Origin of the sequence: Microvirga makkahensis, assembly GCF_009830105.1 — a bacterium.
GTDB classification, from domain to species: Bacteria; Pseudomonadota; Alphaproteobacteria; order Rhizobiales; family Beijerinckiaceae; genus Microvirga; species Microvirga makkahensis.
Genome location: NZ_WURB01000002.1, coordinates 261,300 through 282,457, shown reverse-complemented (window position 1 = coordinate 282,457; position 21,158 = coordinate 261,300). Strand labels below are relative to the sequence as shown.

Sequence of the window (21,158 nt, the reverse complement as noted above, 5' to 3'; positions counted from 1 at the left end):
CTCAGACGGGCTCCAAGAACAGCCCGACGCCACGCCAGTGTCGGGCATGACCACTTACCCAAGGAGGATAAACCATGAAATTCAACCGTAGGACATTTTTCGGGCTGGCTCTGATAGCAGGTGCGGCCCTGCCATCGGCTTCTTTCGCGCAGGCCCCGAGCCTGAAGGTCATGGCGCCCGCAGCTCCTGGCGGCGGCTGGGATCAGACCGCGCGCTCGGTGGCACAGGGCCTCACCGAGGCCGGCCTCGCCAAGAGCGTGCAGGTCACCAATGTTCCCGGCGCGGGTGGGACGATCGGCATTGCCCAGTTTGTGAATGGCGCCAAGGGAGATCCGACTCAGCTGATGGCGAGCGGGTACGTGATGGTCGGTGCGATCATCACCAACAAATCTCCCGTCACGCTCGACCAGGTCACGCCGATCGCGCGGCTGACCGGCGAATGGCAGGCGATAGCGGTCCCCGCGGCCTCGCCGATCAAGTCGATGCAGGAACTCGGCGAGATGATCAAGGCCGATCCGGCCAAGGTGACCTGGGCCGGCGGGTCCGCCGGCGGACCGGACCACATCCTCGCAGCCCTGATCACCAAGAACGTCGGTGCCGACCCGTCGAAGACCAACTACATCGCCTTCTCCGGCGGTGGCGAGTCCCTCGGGGCGCTTCTCGGCGGCAAGGTGACGGCAGGTATCAATTCGCTCGGCGAATTCATGAGCCAGATCCAGGCCGGCAAGCTGCGCCTGCTCGCTGTTTCCTCTCCGAGCCGTCTGCCGAACGTCGACGCGCCGACCCTGAAGGAGAGCGGGATCGATCTCGAGCTGTCCAACTGGCGCATGATCGTTGCGCCTCCCGGCATCTCGGCCGATGACCGTGCGCAGCTCACGAAGATGTTCGAGGATCTCGCAAAGTCAGAGACCTGGAAGAAGATCCTGGCCATGCGCGGCTGGGAGGACATCTTCCTGACGGGACCGGCGCTCGACGAGTTCGTCAAGTCGGAGCAGGCTCGCACACGGGATGTGCTGACTTCTGTGGGGTTGGTGAAGTCCTAATTCCAAGGACCAATGCCGTTGCAGCGCCGCGTTTCCGGAACGCGGCGCTTCTTTTTAAGGAATTCCATGAGGGCACAACTCCGCCGGGCCGCGCTTACCCGGCCGGGCATGCCATCGTGCTCACTCTCCGGGCTCGCGCCGGTTTCGTTTGAGGAGGCCTGACCGATCACCGGACCCTCTCCCCTTCCGACATCGGTCCGAAAGTCATGCCGGCCACCGCGTCGGCTGGCCCTGCCGTTCTGGTCATCGGCAATCCCATCTCAGCGTTCGAGGGTGGGTTGCCCGAGCGCGACAGCCTGGACCCGCCCCAGTTCGGTGATGGTCCGCCTCTGAGTTTAAAGACGGACCATCGCACAAGCTAAGGCATCGGGACTAACCGCCGTTGACCAGTGGCCAGACCTCCAGAGCGCCGCGGTAGATCATCTCGACGGCGACATAGAGGATGATGGCCAGGCCCACATAGGCGATCCAGCGGTGCTTCTGGAGCAGACGGGCAATGAAGGTCGCTGCCACGCCCATCAGGGCAATGGACAGGATCAGGCCGAAGATCAGCACATTGGGGTGCTCGCGGGCGGCCCCTGCCACCGCCAGCACGTTGTCGAGGGACATGGACACGTCCGCAATGACGATCTGCCAGGCGGCCTGGGCAAAGGTCTTTCGCGGGGCCGTGCCCGCGATCCTGCCGTCGTGGTCCAGGTCGCGCCCCTCCAGGGCTTCCTCACCCTGGATCTCCTCGGCATGGCTGGTGCGCAGCTCGCGCCACATCTTCCAGCATACCCAGAGCAGCAGGATGCCGCCCGCCAGAAGCAGGCCTACGATCTGAAGGAGCTGGGTGGTTGCGGCGGCAAACCCGATGCGCAGGACCGTGGCCGCGATGATGCCGATCAGGATGGCTTTCGCCCGTTGCTCCTTGGGCAGGCCGGCGGCGGCCAAGCCAATGACAATGGCATTGTCGCCGGCCAGCACCAGGTCGATCATGATCACCTGGAGGAGGGCGGTAAGGGCTTCTGTGGTGAAAAATTCGCTCATGTGGCTCCCGTTTGCATGAACAGGGGCAGCCGTCATGACTTCTGAATTGACCGCTCCGCAAACCACGCAGCATCCCGCGTCCGCTGCCAGACGGCTGTAGGGATGACTGAGAGGATTACGGTCGGCAGAACATCATGAGCCGAGCCACCCGATTGGATATCCAGTCCGACATCGCAGTTCATCGGAACTGCCAGAGGGGCCCGGCCTGGTATTCATGCTGTATAGGCGAGGCGACGTGAACTCAAGAGGCAAGCATGCAGAGGATTATGCCGTATGTGGGGGCGTCCCCGCTGCCCGCCCAAAGCGGGACGAGCGTGGCTTAATAGAGTAATCCGGTTCCGTGCGGCAACTGCTTAGCGGTCGACCTCCTTTTCATCAATGTGGTCCACCGATGGCAGAATCCGGAGCGCACGGAGCTTTGATCGAATAATCTTCCGCCCGAATGAATGAGAGTTCTTCTTGCGCTGCAACATAGGGGGTAATCGGCAATTACGTTTGGGCATCCTTCAACCCTGCCGATCTCGGCAAGTGATTCAAGACTTTCCGGCTGTATCGGCGGCAAGCCCTAAGCAAAATCAAGACGATAAGTTCCCTTTGGCCGACGAATGCGCCGTTGATGCGGCTCCGACAGCAGACAGTCCGGCCCAGATCTATGTGCGCCGGCGCGAAACCTACTTTGGCCCCACTACGCTCTTCGTAAACAGTTCTATGCCGTCTATCAGCCGAGCTTCGATGAGGCCGGTCGCGTCAACGGCATTTTCTACGTCGGGATCCCGGTCGAGGATTTGCATTACTCCTATTCTTCAACCATGTTCGCCCTGGCACTCGCGACCGGTTTGATCGCTGTTCTGTCATGCGGCGAGGCCGGCAAGGGCTTTGCCGTGGTGGCCACCGAGGTCAAGGAGCTGGCCAGCCAGACGGCCAAGGCGACCGAGGAGATCTCGGCCCAGATCGCCTCGGTGCAGCAGGCCACGCAGGAGACGGTGCACGCGATCCAGGAGATCGCGCGCACGATCACCGAGATGAGCCAGATCTCCACCTCGATCGCCGCCGCCATGGAGGAGCAGGGCGCGGCCACCGCCGAGATCGCCCGCAACGTCCAGGAAGCCGCCCGCGGCACCGAGCAGGTCACGGGCAGGATTGTGGACGTGCAGCATGGGGCCGGCGAGACGGGAGCTGCGGCCAGCCAGGTGCTGGGAGCCGCCCAGGAACTCGCCCGCCACTCCAACGATCTCAGCCACGAGGTCGCCACCTTCCTCCAGGGTGTGAAAGCCGCTTAAGAATTCAAAAGCTGGAACAGGATGGCTGAGTGAGCTCGACGCATGCTCATATCTCCAGCCCACCGTGCATGGTTGAGAAACTAAAGGAGGATCGCTGCTGCAGCAGTCCTTTCCTTTGTGGCATCCGGAAAGGGTCCGCGGCGATACCGTATGGATGCGCGGGATCTCCCTGCAGGCCGCGCTGCCCGAGAGGCGGCTTCGAGGTGTTCGCCCTCTCCCGATCGTGCCGGTCTTGCATCGTCCCGAGGGAACGAAGCTGCGGCGAACCGATTGTGTCAACAGCGAAGCTTCGATCAGGCCTGAGGCCTGACGCAACAGGGGACGCGCGGCACAGGCGATGGCGCAACTCTTCACGCCGGCAGCAACCACTCTGTTCCGAGTGGTTATCGTGCTCATGGGTCTAGGGGTCATTTCCGCGGGCGTGACAGCCTATGTCTGGGCTCGCTCCGACAGCACCTGGAATGTGGGCAAGCCCGCGCCGCAGCCTGTTCCGTTCCGGCACGATCTCCACAGCGGAGCCTTGCGGATCGATTGCCGCTATTGCCATTCCACCGTCGAGCGCGCGGCCGATGCCGGCATGCCGTCCGCTCAGACCTGCATGACCTGCCACTCCCAGGTGTGGGTCGGGGCGAGCGTCCTCGATCCCGTGCGTACGAGCTTCACGCTCGGGCAGCCGATCCAATGGACGTCTGTTCACCGGCTGCCGGACTACACCTATTTCCACCATGCCGCCCACGTCACGAAGGGGGTGGCCTGCGAGACCTGCCATGGCCGCATCGACCAGATGCCAAAGACGGTGCAAACCCAGACCCTCTCCATGGGGTGGTGCCTGGACTGTCATCGTGATCCGGTGCCGAACCTTCGGCCGCGAGAGGCGGTGTTCGCCATGGGCTATGAGGCGCATGGCAAGGATCTGCCGGACGACGTTCGCGCGTTCTACCGGGAGGCCTCCCGGCGCCTCACCAGCTGCAATACATGCCACCGGTAGAAGCGATGGGTGAAGGAACGCCATTCGACCTTGATGCCTTGAGAGCCCGCCTCGCGGCCGAGGAGGGGCCGAGGCTCTGGCGCAGCCTCGAGGAGTTGGCCGATGCGCCGGACATACGCCGCTATGTGGAGGCCGAATTCCCTGATGTCGTCCAGGCTTCGCCTGTCGACCGTCGGACCCTGCTTAAGCTGATGAGCGCCTCCCTGGCTCTGGGAGGTCTTGCCGGCTGCAATGGAGGCGATGCGGGTAAGAAGTCTCCTCTCTTGTCGCAGAGCCATAACATGCCTGGCTATACGCCGGGAGTGCCGCTGACGGTCGCCACGTCCCTTTCGCTGAACGGCTACGGAAGAGGCGTTCTCGTGAAGACGCAGGAGGGGCGTCCCGTCAAGATCGAGGGAAATCCGCTCCACCCGGCAAGCCTCGGGGCGACGGACGTGTTCGCCCAGGCCGAAATCCTGGCCCTCTACGATCCGGACCGGTCCGGCGCTCCCCTCCAGAACGGCTCCCCGAGAAGCTGGGAGGAGCTCACGAACTTCATTCGTCCCGTGCGCAACGAACTCGTCGTCGCCGAGGGGCGAGGGCTGCATGTCCTGATGCCGCCGACGTCGTCGCCGACCCTTCACAGGCTCGTCGCGCAGGCGCGGCAGCTCTTTCCTCTCGCGCAATGGCATGTGTTCTCACCGATCGATGATGACAACAGGCAATCCGCTGCCTTGACCGTGTTCGGGCGCGACGTCGATCTCGCCTACGATCTGACCCAGGCAGACACCATCGTTGCCCTCGGGGGCGACATCTTCGCCGAGGAGCCGGGCCATCTGCGTTATGCCGCCGATTATCAGGAACGGCGGCGGATGCAGGGCAGGGAACTTCCGCGGCTCTTCGCCGTCGAAGCCAGGCCGAGCCTCGCTGGGACGCGCGCCGATGAGAGGATCGTCCTCCGGCCGCGCGAGTTCGAGGCCTTCGCTCAGGCGCTCGCGGCGTCGCTCGGGGCAAATGCCGTGCCGCCGCCACCGGATGTGCACCCGTCGGTTTCCCGGCTGGCGGGCGAGTTGCGCCGCGCCGGCTCCCGTAGCCTGGTCGTTGCGGGACGTGAACTGCCGTCCGGGGTGCATGCGCTCGTGCACGCGATCAACGCTCATATGGGCGCCGTCGGGACGACGATCCGCATCCTGGAGCCGGTCCGCCCCGTGATGAGCGATGCCCGGACGCTCGACGATCTGGTGCGAGCCATCGCTGCGGACCAGGTGTCCCGCCTGGTGATCCTCGGGAGCAATGCTGTCCATACGGCTCCTGCGGATATCGACATGGCCGATCTCGTTCGACGGGTTCCGCTGTCGCTGCATCTGGGCCAGCATCGGGACGAGACCGCCGTCGCCTGTCATTGGCATATTCCCGAAGCCCACCCGCTGGAAAGCTGGGGTGATCTGCGGGCCTTCGATGGCACGGTGGGGTTGAGGCAGCCTGTGACGATGCCACTGAAGCCGGCCTTGAGCGCGGAGGAGTTTCTCGGCCTCATGGCGGGGCAGAACGTCGACGGTCGCGGGCTTGTCCAGGCGACGTGGCGTGAGGCCTGGGGAGACGGTTTCGAGGAACGCTGGGCGCGTTCGCTCGAGAACGGAATCGTTGAAGGCACGACCTCGCCTGCCATCGACGTGGCAGTTCGACCTGAGTGGGTGCCGAAGCCTACGCCGCCGGTCGCGTCAGCCGGAATCGACGTGGTGTTCGTTCCCGACCCGTCCGTATGGGACGGCTCCTATGCGAATAATGGCTGGCTGCAGGAACTGCCGAAGCCCCTGACGAAACTGGTCTGGGGCAATGCGGCACTGATCGCCCCCGAGACGGCGGACATCTTCGGATTGTCCTCGGGCGATGCCGTCGATCTGACGGTTGAAGGTCGCGTTCTGCGCGCTCCTGTCTGGATCCTGCCTGGACATGCACCCGGAGCCGTGACGCTGCCTCTCGGCTACGGGCGCGAGCGGGCCGGCCGGATCGGCAACGGCATCGGGTTCGATGCCTACGCGCTTCGCCCCTCGCAACGGCCATGGATCGCCACGGGCGGCATCAGGGCCACCGGCGAGCGGCTTCCGCTCATATCCACGCAGCAGCATCATTCGCTCCGGAGCCGCGACATCGTGCGCGTCCTGGCACCCGGCGAGGCGCCGGCGCGGGAGACGGAGGAGCAGCCCTCTCTCTATCCAGAATGGCCGTATGAAGAGCATGCCTGGGGAATGGTGATCGATCTCGACGCCTGCATCGGCTGCAATGCCTGCGTGATCGCCTGCCAGGCGGAGAACAACATCGCCGTCGTCGGACCGGAGGAGGTGGCGAAGGGGCGTGAGATGCATTGGCTGCGTGTGGATCGCTATTACGGCGGGGATCCTGCCAGCCCTGACATCTACTTTCAGCCGGTGCCCTGCATGCATTGCGAGAAGGCTCCTTGCGAGGTGGTGTGCCCCGTGAACGCGACGGTGCACTCCTCCGAAGGACTCAACGACATGGTCTATAACCGCTGCATCGGCACGAGAACCTGTTCGAACAACTGCCCCTACAAGGTGCGGCGCTTCAACTTCCTGGATTACCAGGGCACGGACTACACGCCGTCGCCCGACGCCATGAACCCGCAGGTGACGGTCCGCGACCGCGGCGTCATGGAGAAATGCACGTTTTGCGTTCAGCGGATCGGCGCGGCCCGCGCCGATGCCCGCGTCGAGGGCAGACGCCTGCGCGACGGCGAGGTCGCGACGGCATGCCAGCAGGCATGCCCAACGCAGGCCATCGTGTTCGGCGACGTCAACGATCCCGGCAGCGCCGTGAGCAGGCTCAAGAAGAGCGCGCGCAACTACGCGCTGCTCGGCGACCTGAACACGCAGCCGCGGACGACCTATCTCGCCCGGATCGAGGCGCCCATGGAGAAGGGATAGTCGATGAGCAGCGACGCGCAGGCCATCACAAGCCCGGTGGCGGAGGTCCCACTCTCCCGCCGCTTCGGCGCGATCTGGTGGGCCGCTCTTCTGGCATCGGGCGCGCTCGTTCTGCTGCTCGGGTATACGCTGGTTTCGGTGTCGCTCCTGGGAGTCGGCGTCTGGGGCGTGAATATCCCGTTCGTCTGGGGCTTCGACCTGATCAATTATGCCTGGTGGATCGGCATCGCCAATGGGGCGAGCCTCTTCGCCGCCATTCTCGTCTTGCGCCGGCATGATCTGCGAACCGCGGTCAACCGCTTCTCCGAGGGCGTCGCCTTCTTTGCCGTCATCTGTGCGGGCATCTTCCCGATTTTCCATCTCGGGCGTCCCTGGCTGTTCTACTGGACGTTCCCGTACCCTGCCACTTTCCAGGTTTGGCCTCAGTTCCGCAGCACTCTGACATGGGATTTCTGGGCCATCAGCACCCATGTCATCGTGACGAGTCTGCTCTGGTATGTGGGCCTGATCCCCGATCTCGCGACCCTGCGCGACCGGGCCCGGCGCAGGACGACGCAGACCGTCTATGGAGTCCTCGCTCTCGGCTGGCGCGGTTCCGTGCGTCACTGGGCCTACCACCAACGCGCCTACCGGCTCGTCGCCATCCTGGTGCTGCCGTTGATCCTCATCATGCAGAGTACTGTGGCGTTCGAGTTCGCCGTCACATTGGTGCCCGATTGGCACGAGACCCGTCAGCCGCTTCACTTCGTTGCAACCGGCCTTGCACAAGGATTGTCCATCGTTCTCCTCGTTGCCGTGCTGCTGCGTTGGGGCTTGCGGATCGGGCGATATATCGACGAGGGAGACATCGATCTCCTCGGCAAGCTCGTTCTCGCGAGCTCCCTCGTGTCGGGATATCTCTATATCGACGAATTCGTCTTTGCCCTTCTGGCAGATCGTATGGCGCAGGAGGCCACTCTCAACCGCATGACCGGAGATTATGCCGGTCTCTACTGGGCGGCCATCGTCTACAGCATCGTCATCCCGCAGCTGTTCTGGTTCAGGGCCGCCCGTCAGAGCACGGTCGCCGGGGTTTTCGTGGGCCTCTCCATCGGAGTGGGCATCTGGTTCGACCGGTTCTCGATCGTCGTCGGCGGCCTCCAGATGGATTACCTGCCCTCGATCTGGAGAAACTACAGCCCGACGCTGGTCGAGACCGGCCTGTTCCTGGGCACCATCGGATTGTTCGCAGTCCTTTTGCTGCTCTTCGTACGCTTCCTGCCGGTGGTCTCCATGTTCGAAACCCGTCACGACGAGCATCAGGAGAAGTCCTCATGACGCAGCGCCTCCATGGCATCATGGCCGAGTTCAGGACGCCGGAAGCCTTGATGGACGGCGTCAAGGCAGCCAAGCGCGCAGGCTTCACGAAGCTCGATGCGTTCAGCCCTTTTCCGCTCGCGGACCTCGCTAAGGAACTCGACTACCGGACGTCTGCCATTCCCTGGATCGCGCTCGTCGCGGCCGTGCTGGGCGCAGGGGCGCAATATGGGTCTCAGTATTGGATGAACGTCGTCGATTATCCGCTGAATGTCGGAGGACGCCCGCTCCACAGCTGGCCCGCCTTCATCCCGTCCACGCTGATCGTCGCCATCCTCTGGGCGGGCGTTGCGACATTGCTCGGGCTTCTTCTGATCCTGCGGCTGCCGCGCCTGCATCACCCGGTCTTCGCGGTTCCCGGATTCGAGCGGGCCTCCGAGGACCGGTTCTTCCTGTGCATCCTGAGCGGCGACCCTCTCTTCGAGACCACAGCGGTCCGCAGTTTCCTGGAAACGCTGTCGCCGGAGGCCGTGCGGGAGGTGCTGGCGTGCGGCTAGCGGTTGCCTGCATCGGCCTTGTTCTGCTGGCGGCCTGCGATACCGGCACCGAACAACGGGATGCCGTCTCCTCGACCCGCGCCGTCCAGCGGCCCTACGTGCCCGTTCCTCCGGGCACGATCGCCAGGGGGACGGCTGCGCAACAGGCGGCGCTCGCCCCGCCGGGGCCGGAGGTCACGCCCGATCTGCTCGCCAGGGGCGAGGAGCGCTTCCGGGCATTCTGCTCGCCCTGCCATGGCCTGAGCGGGCGGGGGGACGGAACGGTGGTCTCGCGCGGTTTCCCGCCGCCGCCGTCCTATCATGAGGAGCGCCTGCGGACGTTGTCTCCCGAGCAGATCGTCGGCGTGATTACCCATGGACGAGGACGGATGTTCCCCTATGCGGACCGGGTTCCGCCGGAGGATCGCTGGGCCATCGCCCATCATGTCAAGCGGCTGCAGGCGGAAGGTGGCGTGCCGCCGCGCCAGGAAGCGGTGTCTCCATGAGCGTCATGGAAGCCCTTTACGTCGGCTTTGTCGGGCTCGCCGGACTATCGATGGGCAGCCTGATGGTGTTGATGATCGGTCACCTCATGAGCGAGCACTGGCTGGCTCCGATCCGTGCGGAAGTCGAGGCCGCCGCCCTGACGATGCCCTTGCTCGTCTTTCTCGGGATGCCATTGGCTTTCGGCCTCGATCAGCTCTTTCCCTGGGTCGCCGAAAGAGACCACCTGCCGCCGATGCGGGCCGTGTATCTCAGCACCGGCTTCTTTCTGATCAGAAGCACTCTCTATCTGCTGGTCTGTGCCGGGATGGCCTTCTGGCTGATCCGCACGCAGCATGTCCGCCGCGTCAGTGCACTCGGTCTGGCCCTGATGACGCCCGTCATGAGCTTTGCGGCCTACGATTGGGTGCTGTCGCGTGAGCCGCACTGGTGGTCCACCTTGTTCGGTTTCGCCTTTGGGCTCGCGCAAGTTCTCGCGGCGCTGGCCGGTGCGATCCTGGTGAACTTTCTCAAGCCGGCGCCGACATCTTCCATGCGCATGTCGAGCCTGGAGCGTGCGCTGCTGACGCTGGCGTTTCTGACGGTCTGGACGTGGTTCGCGCAGTTCATCATCGTCTGGCTCGCCAACCTTCCGCAAGGGGCAGGCTGGTACGCGAGACGCTCCGACCCCTGGGATCTGGGGCTTCTCACGACGTCCTATCTGCTGATGGCAGGTGCGATCGTGGTGCTGATCCCCTCGGGCGTCAGCCGCGCCGCCATGCTGGGCGGAAGTGCGTTGGTGCTCCTCTATCATGGTACGCACACGCTCTGGGTTCTCCAGCCAAGGGACGGCCTGTCCTTGTTGGAAACAGGTCTTGTCCTCGGCACGCTCTGCCTCTGGATCGCGGTTTTCATCATGGTGATGAGAATGCGTCCGAGCTATGCCGAAGAGGCGTCGAGCGCGCCCTAAAGGTGTTTCCATTGACGTGAAATCACCTCACCTCTTTGGCTTGCCGCATTGTTCGGCGGCAAACCGGATCTGCTTTGCCGAAGTATGCTGTTAGCTGCCGGGTCGAGGACTCGCGTCGGGGTCCGGGACGATGCGGCGGGTGCGCGGGTCTGTTTCCGAGAGTGGGAGCGCCGTGGAGTCGGGGATCTCGACCGTGTGCCCATTCGGCCCGCGAAGCGGCAGCGCGGGATCGTCCGGATACACCTGCAATTCATCGCGCCCCCGGGAATAAAGGTAGGCGGCCATGTGTCGGGCCTCGATTTCCGTCACGCCCTGCGACGGCATTCCGGTCTGGGGCTTCAGGGCCACGGGATCCATCAGCCATGCAATCAGGTTGCGGGGTGTGTTCGGCAGAAACCCTGCAAGGAGGTGCTGCTGCGCGTAACCCGCGAGCTGCGGCCCGACCTTGCCTCGCGCACCCCGGACGCCCTCGATCGTGTGGCACGTGCCGCAGCCGTAGCTCTGGATCAGGGCTTGCCCCGTTTCGGGGTCGCCGCCCAGGATCCGCACCGCCGAAGACTGCTCCTGCGGGTCGCTGCAAGCCGCCAGTCCCGCGAAAGCGGGGATCAACAGCAATCGGGACAGGCTGCACCGGGTCATGGACTCTGCTTCAGGAACTCCGATGAGGCAACCGGCATGGGCCGCCTCCGTTCCCGATCCGGCGGCTTCAGAAGTCGCAACGCCATGACCAGCCCCGAACCGAGATAGATCGCGCACATGGGAAGGGACATGATGGCGCCCGCCAGTTGCTGATCCTCCAAGGCGGTCAAACCCCAAGCGGCGGTGCCGGGCGTCTGATACAGAGCCTGGCGCGCGAAACTCAGGAGAGCGCTGAGCAGGCCGCTCTGCAATAGAGTGACGAAGCACGCGATGAGCGCGGCGGCTGCGGCCTCGCGCCCCGAATGAGCCTTGATCACGGCACGCCAGAACAGGAGTGCGGTGCCGAAAAACAGAACGTGCTCCAGCCAGTGGAGCCGGTCGGAGGCGAGGGCGGCGTCGAACAATGCCGGGCTGTGCCAGATCCACAGGGTCGCCATATGGATCAGGGCCGCCGGGATCGGTCTTGCGCAGGGCGACAGGAGGGACAGTCCTGCCCGCATTCCCCGATGGCGTGCCATCCCACGCCGCCACGATGCCGGAAGCGCCCAGAGCCATGCGACCTCGGGTTTGCCGAGGACGAGAAGCGGGGGAGCGACGGCGATCAGCAGGATATGCTGGACCATGTGGGCCGACAGAAGAGGCTTGGAGAGAGCTTCCAGAGGGGAGAGAAGGGCGATCACCAGCGAGAGCGTGCCTGCGAAGAAGCAGGAAGCCTGACTCGTGCCGAAACCGGGCGGCAGCCGTCCGAGGCTTCGCCGCAAGCGGACGACCCCGCAGGCGAACAGCAGGCTCGAGACGGCGAGAGGAATGGAGACGAAAGGATCCGCCTGCCAGGAATGCCAGAGATCCGCCGGTCCATGAGGCGCGGTCCCATGGGCGCGGGCATGCCCGGTCTGCAGGGACAGGGCGGCACAGACGCCCAATGCTGCCGTCGCGGCCTTCCCGAGGAACTTTGCAAGGGAACCAAGTCTCACAGCCGAGCTTTTCCGTTCAATGGACACGAGAACCATGTAGGGCGGATGGACCTCGAAGCGACATGGCATGGCCCTCATGGGCGGCTGCGTAACTCCGCGAAGTGCGGAACAGGATTGTCGTGCGCTCTGGCTGTCGCGGGCTGCAGCGGCGTGCAATCGGCCCTCGATCCCGCGGGCGGCGATGCCCAGCGGATCTACTGGCTCACGGTGATCATGACCGTGGGCGGGACCCTCATCTTCCTCCTCGTCACCGGGCTCCTGCTCTATGCGATCTTCGCCGCACCGGAACGAAGAGCATGGCTCGGCGGACGCAGAACCATCGTCGTCGGAGGGTTGGCCTTTCCGATCGTCGTCTTGTCCGTGCTTCTGCCCTACGGCCTGACCGTCATGCGGGACACCGATGTGCCGACGCCGGGAGCGCTGCCCATCGAGGTGGTCGGCGAGCAATACTGGTGGCGCGTGAGGTATCCGGCCGAGCAGGAGAGGGGTGAATTCTTGACGGCGAACGAACTTGTCGTGCCGGTCGGCCGGCCCGTCTTCGTATCGGTCACGTCCGCCGACGTGATCCATAGCTTCTGGATCCCGAATTTCGGTGGCAAGATCGACATGATTCCAGGGCGCATTAACCGCCTCAACTTCACGGCCGAGCGGCCCGGCATCTACCGTGGCGTCTGCGCGGAATTCTGTGGAGACCAGCATGCCCGCATGGCTTTCGACGTGATTGCCCTGGAGCCGGAGGCCTTCGAGGCATGGCGCCTGGAACAGGTGAAGCCGGCTCGGGAGCCCGATCTTCCCCTGCTCGCGCGCGGACGCGAGCTGTTTCGCACGGGCGGATGCGGATCCTGCCATGCGGTGCGGGGAACCGAGGCCAACGGGCAGTTCGGTCCTGATCTGACGCATGTGGGCAGCCGCCGCACCATCGGGGCGGGCCAGTTTCCGAACAACATCGGCACTCTGGCCGGCTGGATCGCCAACGTCCAGCATATCAAGCCGGACGCGCGGATGCCCTCCTATGGGTCGCTGACGGGTGAGGATCTTCGTGCGCTGGCCGGTTACCTGGAGAGCTTGAAATGAACGCACCCGAGCTCCCGAGGAGCTTCGACCCGGGCGAGAGGGAGCTTCCCAACCCGTTGCCGCGGCCGGAGGGCGAGTTCGAAACGCTGAAACGTGCCTGGAAGCCGCCGCGGGGCCTCGCCTTCATCACGGCCGTGAACAATACCTATGTCGGCCTGTGGTATGTCGGCACTGCATTCCTGTTCTTCATCCTGGCCGGAATCCTGGCGCTGATCATGCGGGCTCAGCTGGCGAGCCCGGAAAACGACCTCGTGAGCCATGGCCTCTATAATCAGCTCTTCACCATGCACGGCACGGTGATGATGTTCCTCTTTGCCGTTCCGGCTGTGGAGGCCGCCAGCGTCTATCTGCTGCCGAACATGCAGGCGGCGCGCGACCTGCCGTTCCCGCGCCTCTCGGCTTATGCGTTCTGGGCGTATTTCGTCGGCGGTCTCGTGTTCTTCGGCACGATCTTCTTCGGCCTGTCGCCCGATGGCGGCTGGTTCATGTACCCGCCGCTGACGAGCACCAAGTACTCGCCGGCCGACAATGCGGATTGGTGGCTGCTCGGGATCGGCTTCATCGAGATCTCGGCGATCGCAGGCGCGATCGAGATCATCGTGGGCGTGATGAAGACGCGGGCCGTCGGCATGACCCTCGACAAGCTGCCGGTTTACTCCTGGGCCATGCTGGTCTTCGCCGTCATGATCGTCATCGGCTTTCCGGCGATCATCCTCGGCACTCTTCTTCTCGAGATGGAGCGCGCCTTCGACTGGCCGTTCTTCATCGCGGAAAGGGGCGGTGATCCTCTCCTGTGGCAGCACCTGTTCTGGTTCTTCGGTCATCCGGAGGTCTATATCATCTTTCTTCCCGCAACCGGCATGGTGTCCATGATCGTGCCGACCATGGCCCAGACGCCGCTGGTGGGCTACCGCTTGGTCGTTCTGGCTCTCATCGCCACGGGCTTTCTCTCGTTCGGGCTCTGGGTGCACCACATGTTCGCGACGGGCCTGCCGAAGATGTCGTTGAGCTTCTTCTCGGCGGCAAGCACGGCGGTCGCGGTGCCGAGCGGCATCCAGGTATTCGCCTGGATCGCGACCATCGCGTCGGGGCGCATGAAGCTGACGACGCCCTCGCTCTTCGTCATCGGCTTCTTGTTCATCTTCACTCTCGGCGGTCTGACCGGCGTCATGGTCGCCGTGGCTCCGTTCGACTGGCAGGCCCATGACAGTTACTTCGTCGTGGCGCATCTGCATTATGTTCTCATCGGCGGGATGGTCTTCCCGCTCTTCGCGGCCTTCTATTACTGGGTACCCGCCGCGAGCAAACGCGCGCTGTCCGAGCGGCTCGGACGCTGGGTGTTCGGCCTCATGTTCCTCGGCGTGAACGTGACGTTCCTGCCGATGCATGTCACGGGCCTCATCGGGATGCCGAGGCGGGTCTATACCTATCCGGTCGGGATGGGGTGGGATGCTCTCAATCTCGTCTCGACTGTCGGCGCTTTCATGATTGCGGCCGGCGTCGCGGTCTTCCTCTTCGATCTGGCGCGCAACTTCCGCTTCACGTCGGAAGACAATGCCGGAAACGTCTGGAACGCCAGCACCCTCGAATGGCTGCCGAACGGAAACTACAACACGCGCAGCATTCCCTCCATCACCAGCCGGGATCCCCTCTGGGATCAGCCCAACCTGTCGAAGGACGTGGAAGAGGGCCGCTATTATCTGCCCGGGACCGTGACGGGCGGGCGCGAGGCGCTGGTGACGAGCCCGTTCGACGCGCGGCCCCAATATATCCTGCAGGTCCCAGGACCGGGCTGGCAGCCGGTGCTCGCCGCGTTCTTCACCGCCGCCTTCTTCCTGCTCCTGACGGTAAAGCTCGTCTTTCCGTCCGTGATCTGCGGCGTGCTGGCGGTAGGGTGCGTGATCTGGTGGCTCTGGGAGACCGATCCCGGCCCCGTCCGTCCGCCTGCGGATATCGGCGGCGGCATCGTGCTGCCGGTCTACGCCACCGGTCCGGTGAACCACTCCTGGTGGGCGATGATCGTCCTCATGGTGGTCTCCGGCATGGTGTTCACCTGTCTGCTCTTCTCCTATCTCTTCCTTTGGCTCGTGAACCCGGGCGCCTGGCCGCCGCAAGGCGTTCGGATCCCCGATTGGATCTGGCCGTCTCTTGCAGCACTCCTCTACTGCGCCTGCGGAGCCCTCATCGCCGTCGCCAGCCGGCAGTTGCGCGGCTCCGATCGGCGGAGCCCGCGCTCCGTCCCAGTTTTGGTCGGCGTCGCGTTACCGCTCGTCTGCGGCGCATCCGCCCTTGACCTCTGGACGCAGTGGGAATCCGGCCTGAGCCCTTCCGCCCATGCCTATGGAGCGGCGGTCTATGCCATCACGTCCCTGCAGGTCTTCTTCGTCCTGACGTCCCTCACTATGGGGGCTTACACCATTGCCCGCTGGCTCGCGGGGCGGCTCGACAGCGTGCGCCGGACCACTTTCGATAACACCATGCTGTTCTGGTACTATACGATCGGCCAGGGCTTGGTCGGCCTTCTCATGGTGCACGGCTTTCCGCGGCTGACAGGGGGCCTCTGATGGGCGGATCGCGGACAGGGCAGGTGCTCCTGATGCTGGCCGGACTCATCGCATGGGCGGTTCAGTTCACAGCCATCTACGGCGTGACATCGACCTTGTGCGGCCGTGGTTGGGCGGATGCGACCCTTCTCGGCATGGAAGTCGTTCCGATGACGATCCTTTCGGCGACCTTCGTCACGCTCGCCGCCACAGCCGTTGCCCTCGTCTGGTCGTTCAGGAGCTACCGGCAAGCGAAGCGCCAACCGGTTGCGATCGTGGACGATTTCATCAGTCACGCAGCCGTCCTCGTCAACGGCCTCTCGATCGTCGTCATCCTTTGGCACGGCATACCCGCGTTCATTCTCCCAGCCTGCGCCTAGCGCATCGTTCGCTGCGGGAAGCCTGAGCCGTTGTTTACTGTCGTGGCCCTCCGGAGCGGCTTGAAGGGAGCTCCGTTCGCCCCGCTCCACCCCGCCAAGTTTTTCATGGCGATGTCGATCCCCCGGCTCTTCGCCGGCAGGTGCGGCGATGGAACCCGACCTGCGGTCTCTTCTTTCTATTGAAAGGCATTCTCTCGAGATCAAGGGATTAATGTTGCTTGAGAATCTTGATGGTCGGCGTCGGGCCGGCTCAGGGGGGCGCGAGGCGGCGGGCAGGTCCACCCCGAGCGGCCCGGTCGTCGTCGTCACAGGGGCGTCGGCCGGAATCGGCCGCGCCGTGGCCGTCGCGTTCGGGCGAGAAGGCTGGCGCGTTGCGCTGATCGCCCGTGGACGCGAACGGCTCGCGAGTGCGGCGCGGGATGTCGAGCAGGCGGGCGGACAGGCGCTCGTCATTGCTGCCGACGTCGCCGAGGCGAATGCGCTCGAAGCCGCGGCCGTGCAGGTGGTCTCTACGTGGGGGCGCATCGACATCTGGATCAACAATGCCATGGCGTCCGTCTTCGGTCCCGTGACAGACCTGAGTCCTGACGAGATCCGCCGGGTCACGGAAGTCACCTATCTGGGCCAGGTCCATGGCACCCTGGCGGCCCTCCGTCATATGCGGGAGAGGGACAGGGGCACCATCGTCCAGATCGGCTCCGCGCTCAGTTACCGCTCCATTCCGCTGCAATCAGCCTATTGCGCAGCGAAGTTCGCCGTGCGCGGCTTCACGGATTCCCTGCGAAGCGAATTGCGGCACGAGGGCAGTCGCATTCGTCTCACGATGGTGCAGCTTCCCGCTGTCGATACCCCGCAATTCGATTGGGCCCGCAGCCATTTGCCCCGCAGGTTGCAGCCGGTCCCGCCGATCCACGAGCCTGAACCGGTGGCCGAGGCGATCATGAGGGCAGCGTTGGATGCCCCGCGCGAGATGTGGATCGGCGGCCCTACGATCCAGGCAATTCTGGGCAACATGGTGGCGCCGGGGCTCCTCGACCGCATGATGGCGCGACGGGCCTGGGAAGGGCAGATGACGAACGGGCCTGCAGGGACCCGTGAAGGCAACCTGTTCGACGCGCCGCCCGGCGACCCGGGCATTCGGGGACGCTTCGGCGCCCGCTCGCGTCGCCATGTGCCTGCAGTTTCGGGCGCAACGGCCCGCGGCATCCTCGCGGCGGTTGCGTTCGGCTGTGCGGCCGGAGCGCTGGCGGCGGCATGGCGTCTCGGGGCGCAGAGGACAGCGGTACCGGCGCGGCGCCTGCCGGAGAGGGAGCGCGCCGCCCGCATGATCGGCTAGGCAGGTTCAGAATGCTCGATCTCTGGTACAAGAACGCCGTGATCTATTGCGTCGATGTCGAAACCTTCATGGATTCGAACGGCGACGGCATCGGCGACTTCGGCGGTCTCGCGGACCGGCTCGATCATGTCGAGGCTCTCGGGGCGACGTGCATCTGGCTGCTGCCGTTTTATCCGACGCCGAATTGCGACAACGGCTATGACGTCACGGATTTCTACGCCGTCGATCCGCGGCTGGGCACGCTCGGCGATTTCGTCGCCTTCACGCACGCGGCCCACGACAGGGGGCTGCGGGTCATCATCGATCTGGTCGCAAATCACACCTCCATCGATCATCCCTGGTTCCAGGAAGCGCGACGGGACCCGAACTCGCGCTATCGCGATTGGTACGTCTGGTCGAAAGAGAAGCCTGAAAACATCCATGAGGGTGTCGTCTTCCCCGGCGTGCAGGACACGACCTGGACTTACGACGAGATCGCACAGGCCTGGTACATGCATCGATTCTACAAGCACCAGGCCGACCTCAACATCGCGAATCCGGAGGTGCGCGAGGAACTCGAGAAGGTGATGGGATTCTGGCTGCAGCTCGGTGTCTCTGGTTTCCGGCTCGATGCCGTTCCCTTTCTGATCGAATATCGCGGCGTTCCGGCAAAATCCAAGCCGAAGAAGGATCCTCACGAGTATCTCAATGAGCTGCGTACATTCATCTCCTGGCGCCGCGCCGAAGCCATGCTGCTTGCGGAGGCCAATATCACCATGGATCAGGTGGACGAGTATTTCGGGGCGTCGGGTGACCGGCTCCACATGATCTTCAACTTCATGCTGAACCAGAACCTGTTTCTGGCGCTCTCACGCAAGGATGCCGAGCCGATCCGCCACGTGATGGCGCAAACGCCCCCCCTTCCTCCGAAAAGCCAATGGGCAAGTTTCCTGCGCAATCATGACGAGCTCGATCTCGGCCGGTTGTCGGATCCGGAGCGAGATGAAGTTTTTGCAGCTTTTGGTCCTGCGCCTGACATGCAGGCATATAAACGCGGAATCCGCCGACGCCTGGCTCCCATGCTCGATGGCGATGAGCGGCGGATCAAACTGGCCTTCAGCCTGATGTTCTCTCTCCCAGGGACCCCGGTGCTCTGGTACGGCGACGAGATCGGCATGGGAGAGGATCTTTCGCTGAAGGAGCGCAACTCGGTCAGGACGCCGATGCAATGGGCCGACGAGCCCAATGCCGGGTTCTCCACCGGACCGACCGAGCGTCTCGTGCGGCCGGTCGTCTCTCATGGGACATACGATTACCGGCGCGTCAATGTTGCAGCACAGCACGACCGCGATGGATCACTGATGAGCACGGTGCAGCGACTCGTCCGCGCACGTCGCGCCTGCCCTGAGGTGGGGTGGGGCAGGTGCGGGGTCCTCGACGCCGCCGAGACGAGCGTTCTAGCCCTACGATACGACTGGCGTGGTGAAACCATCCTGACGCTCCACAACCTCGCGGATCACCCGGTCGCGGTGCAAGTGTCGCTCGAAGGCGTAAGCCGTCTACGCCCACTCCTGAGCGATGATGATGACCGGGCCATGCGCGACGCGTCCCGCCAGATTTCCCTTGGTGCTTATGGATATCGCTGGTTCCGTGCCGAGGGCGAGCGGCGATAGACGGATCACGCGGTGGGTTGCGGAGTCGTCGGCGTGACGGGGATCTCCTGTGGCGTGGCCGGAGGCACTCCCACGGGCTCGCTGGGAGGCGGGATGTCTCCCGGGGACGTCGGAGGCACGCCGACAGGCTCGGGCTGAGGCGTCTCCGGCGGCGTGGGCGGACTGACGGGAGCGGGATTGGGATCGGCCGGGGTCGGCTCCGGATACGGCTGGTTCGGCAGAGGAATAGGCATACGGGCAACGCTCCATGAAATGTCTCGCAGGGGCAATCCCCGTCGCTCCGGTGGGTTCCGTCTCGGGAGCGGGCCGTCATGTCTCAAGCGCGACAATGAGACCCTCGTCGGGTCTCAGGTCGATCCGTGCTCCGACCGGCTCATCGCCCCGGTCCGGAGAGGTCGACAGCAAGACCCGTCCCGCCGTCCCGTCCTGCAGCGAAAGAGTGTGTGGCTCATGTCCCAGGTTCAACGCCACCAGAAAACGCTCCGTCCCGTGCCGCCGCTCATAGGCCAGGACATTCCCTTCTGCGGCCACCGGCATGTAGCGCCCGACGCTCAGGGCGAGATGCCGCCGCCGCAATTCGATCAGGCGCCGGTAGAGCATCAGGATGGACGACGGATCGTTCCGCAATCCTTCCACATGGCGGGACGGGAAACCGGGATCGAGCGGGAGCCAGGGCGTGCCGCTCGTAAAGCCGCCTTGATGCGAGCCGTCCCAGTGCATCGGGGTCCGTTCCGGGTCGCGTCCCAATCCAAGCCCCGGTTCGTTCCTCTCCCAGGGATCCTGAGCCCTGTCCGGCGGGATCTCGACTTTGCCGATCCCGATCTCGTCGCCGTAATACATCGTGGGCGTGCCTCTGAGGGTCAGAAGCAGCATGGCGGCCACCCGCGCCTGCTGAGGGCCGACCCTGGCGCCGATGCGCGGCTGGTCGTGGTTCCCGAGCACCCAGTTGGGCCAGCCGCCTTCGGGGAGGACGGTTTCATACTCCTCGACGAGAGCTGCGATCTCCCGTGCGTTCCAGACCGTATGGACGAGTTGGAAGTTGAAGGGCAGATGCGCGCCCTTGAGATCCTGGCCATAATAGGCGACGAGGCGCTCCAACGGCAGGTAGATCTCCCCGATGAGCACCCTATCCGGGTATTCCTCCAGCACGCCGCGCATCTCGCTCACCACCCCGTGCACCTCCGGTTGATCGGCTGAATGGACCTGGAGGAAACGGTTGATCTCAGCCTGGCTCGGCTGGTAGGCGGGGTTGGGCGGATTGTCCCGGAACTCGGCGTCCTTGATCAGGTGCCAGATCACATCGACCCGGAAGCCGTCGACGCCGCGGTCGAGCCAGAACCGCAGGACGTTGTACATGGCCTTGCGCACCTCCGGATTGCGCCAGTTGAGATCCGGCTGCTCCTTCAGAAAGGCATGGTAGTAGTACTGCCCCGTTGCCTCGTCCCACTCCCAGGCGGGTCCTCCGAAATTGCTGATCCAGTTGTTAGGCGGTCCCCCATCCGGACCTGGATCGCGCCAGATGTACCATTCTCGCTTCGGGTTCGTGCGCGAGGAGCGACTCTCCTGAAACCAGGGGTGCTGATCGGAGGTGTGGTTGGGCACGAAATCGAGGATGAGCCTGAGTCCCCTGGCGTGCGTCTCCTCGATGAGCCGATCGAAGTCATCCAGCGTGCCGAAGATCGGGTCGATGCCGCAGTAATCGGCCACGTCATAACCGAAATCGGCCATCGGCGAGGTGTAGACCGGCGAGATCCAAATCGCGTCCACGCCGAGCCACGCGAGATAATCGAGCCGCCGGCGGATGCCGTTCAGGTCACCGATGCCGTCGCCATTGCTGTCCTGGAACGAGCGAGGATAGATCTGATAAACGATCCCGCGCTTCCACCATGTGGTCTCAGGCATGAACGTCGCTCCGTTGCTGGAAGGAATCGGCCGGAGAGGCAACGGGAGGCGAATTCAGCGGATGCCTGTTGGTTCCCCCGCTGCCGAACGGTTCTTGCGTAAGGCCCCGGGC

Annotated in this window: 17 protein-coding genes and 1 pseudogene; 13 read left to right on the top strand and 5 right to left on the bottom strand. The window is 64.3% G+C overall.

Going from position 1 to position 21,158, the window contains the following annotated elements; translation table 11 throughout:
- Positions 1 to 74: 74 nt before the first annotated feature.
- Positions 75 to 1,043, top strand: a complete 969-nt coding sequence (locus GR328_RS04245) for a Bug family tripartite tricarboxylate transporter substrate binding protein (RefSeq protein WP_160883272.1) — start codon at positions 75 to 77, stop codon at positions 1,041 to 1,043.
- Between the two features lie 372 nt (positions 1,044 to 1,415).
- Here GR328_RS04245 and GR328_RS04240 read toward each other — a convergent pair whose 3' ends face one another.
- On the bottom strand, positions 1,416 to 2,072 hold the full coding sequence (locus GR328_RS04240; protein WP_160883271.1) for a TerC family protein: 657 nt from the start codon (positions 2,070 to 2,072) through the stop codon (positions 1,416 to 1,418).
- 854 nt (positions 2,073 to 2,926) lie between these two features.
- Here GR328_RS04240 and GR328_RS04235 point away from each other — a divergent pair.
- The 7 genes and pseudogenes from GR328_RS04235 to GR328_RS04205 all read left to right on the top strand — a co-directional run.
- Positions 2,927 to 3,352, top strand: a pseudogene (locus tag GR328_RS04235) (methyl-accepting chemotaxis protein); the annotation flags it as partial.
- Between the two features lie 337 nt (positions 3,353 to 3,689).
- Positions 3,690 to 4,340: a cytochrome c3 family protein gene (locus tag GR328_RS04230; protein ID WP_160883270.1), complete on the top strand. Its 651-nt coding sequence runs from the start codon at positions 3,690 to 3,692 to the stop codon at positions 4,338 to 4,340.
- A gap of 5 nt (positions 4,341 to 4,345) precedes the next feature.
- A complete protein-coding gene (locus GR328_RS04225) occupies positions 4,346 to 7,261 on the top strand; it encodes a TAT-variant-translocated molybdopterin oxidoreductase (RefSeq protein WP_160883269.1) in 2,916 nt (971 codons plus the stop codon).
- 3 nt (positions 7,262 to 7,264) lie between these two features.
- Positions 7,265 to 8,578 carry an NrfD/PsrC family molybdoenzyme membrane anchor subunit gene (gene nrfD / locus GR328_RS04220; RefSeq protein WP_160883268.1) on the top strand — a complete coding sequence of 438 codons (1,314 nt, stop codon included), beginning with the start codon at positions 7,265 to 7,267 and terminating at the stop codon, positions 8,576 to 8,578.
- Entirely contained in the window at positions 8,575 to 9,114 is a 540-nt protein-coding gene (locus GR328_RS04215) for a DUF3341 domain-containing protein (RefSeq protein WP_160883267.1), read from the top strand. The genes nrfD and GR328_RS04215 overlap by 4 nt, the downstream gene beginning before the upstream one ends.
- On the top strand, positions 9,105 to 9,599 hold the full coding sequence (locus tag GR328_RS04210) for a c-type cytochrome (RefSeq protein WP_160883266.1): 495 nt from the start codon (positions 9,105 to 9,107) through the stop codon (positions 9,597 to 9,599). Before GR328_RS04215 ends, GR328_RS04210 begins: the two co-directional genes overlap by 10 nt.
- Positions 9,596 to 10,546 (top strand): hypothetical protein, encoded by a 951-nt coding sequence (locus tag GR328_RS04205; RefSeq protein WP_160883265.1) that lies wholly within the window; start codon positions 9,596 to 9,598, stop codon positions 10,544 to 10,546. Before GR328_RS04210 ends, GR328_RS04205 begins: the two co-directional genes overlap by 4 nt.
- A 90-nt stretch (positions 10,547 to 10,636) precedes the next feature.
- Here the strand turns inward: GR328_RS04205 and GR328_RS04200 are convergent, their stop codons facing one another.
- Both GR328_RS04200 and GR328_RS04195 read right to left on the bottom strand, forming a co-directional pair.
- Entirely contained in the window at positions 10,637 to 11,185 is a 549-nt protein-coding gene (locus tag GR328_RS04200) for a c-type cytochrome (RefSeq protein ID WP_160883264.1), read from the bottom strand.
- Entirely contained in the window at positions 11,182 to 12,228 is a 1,047-nt protein-coding gene (locus tag GR328_RS04195; protein WP_246215671.1) for a cytochrome c oxidase assembly protein, read from the bottom strand. Before GR328_RS04195 ends, GR328_RS04200 begins: the two co-directional genes overlap by 4 nt.
- 45 nt (positions 12,229 to 12,273) lie before the next feature.
- On the opposite strand from GR328_RS04195, the gene coxB reads away from it, so the two are divergent.
- The 5 genes from coxB (at position 12,274) to GR328_RS04170 (ending at position 19,144) form a co-directional block, all read left to right on the top strand.
- Positions 12,274 to 13,233, top strand: a complete 960-nt coding sequence (gene coxB / locus GR328_RS04190; protein ID WP_246215670.1) for a cytochrome c oxidase subunit II — start codon at positions 12,274 to 12,276, stop codon at positions 13,231 to 13,233.
- The gene (locus GR328_RS04185; RefSeq protein ID WP_160883261.1) at positions 13,230 to 15,797 is read left to right on the top strand and encodes a cytochrome c oxidase subunit I; all 2,568 of its coding nucleotides are present in this window, start codon (positions 13,230 to 13,232) and stop codon (positions 15,795 to 15,797) included. Before coxB ends, GR328_RS04185 begins: the two co-directional genes overlap by 4 nt.
- Positions 15,797 to 16,156: a hypothetical protein gene (locus GR328_RS04180; RefSeq protein WP_160883260.1), complete on the top strand. Its 360-nt coding sequence runs from the start codon at positions 15,797 to 15,799 to the stop codon at positions 16,154 to 16,156. Before GR328_RS04185 ends, GR328_RS04180 begins: the two co-directional genes overlap by 1 nt.
- 214 nt (positions 16,157 to 16,370) lie before the next feature.
- Positions 16,371 to 17,492: an SDR family oxidoreductase gene (locus tag GR328_RS04175; RefSeq protein ID WP_246215669.1), complete on the top strand. Its 1,122-nt coding sequence runs from the start codon at positions 16,371 to 16,373 to the stop codon at positions 17,490 to 17,492.
- Positions 17,493 to 17,503: 11 nt separating this feature from the next.
- On the top strand, positions 17,504 to 19,144 hold the full coding sequence (locus GR328_RS04170; RefSeq protein WP_160883258.1) for an alpha-amylase family protein: 1,641 nt from the start codon (positions 17,504 to 17,506) through the stop codon (positions 19,142 to 19,144).
- 5 nt (positions 19,145 to 19,149) lie between these two features.
- On the opposite strand, the gene GR328_RS04165 is transcribed toward GR328_RS04170, so the two are convergent.
- Together GR328_RS04165 and GR328_RS04160 are read right to left on the bottom strand one after the other, a co-directional pair.
- Positions 19,150 to 19,377: a hypothetical protein gene (locus GR328_RS04165; protein WP_160883257.1), complete on the bottom strand. Its 228-nt coding sequence runs from the start codon at positions 19,375 to 19,377 to the stop codon at positions 19,150 to 19,152.
- A 76-nt stretch (positions 19,378 to 19,453) separates the two neighbouring features.
- Positions 19,454 to 21,046 (bottom strand): alpha-amylase family glycosyl hydrolase, encoded by a 1,593-nt coding sequence (locus GR328_RS04160; RefSeq protein WP_160883256.1) that lies wholly within the window; start codon positions 21,044 to 21,046, stop codon positions 19,454 to 19,456.
- Positions 21,047 to 21,158: the final 112 nt, after the last annotated feature.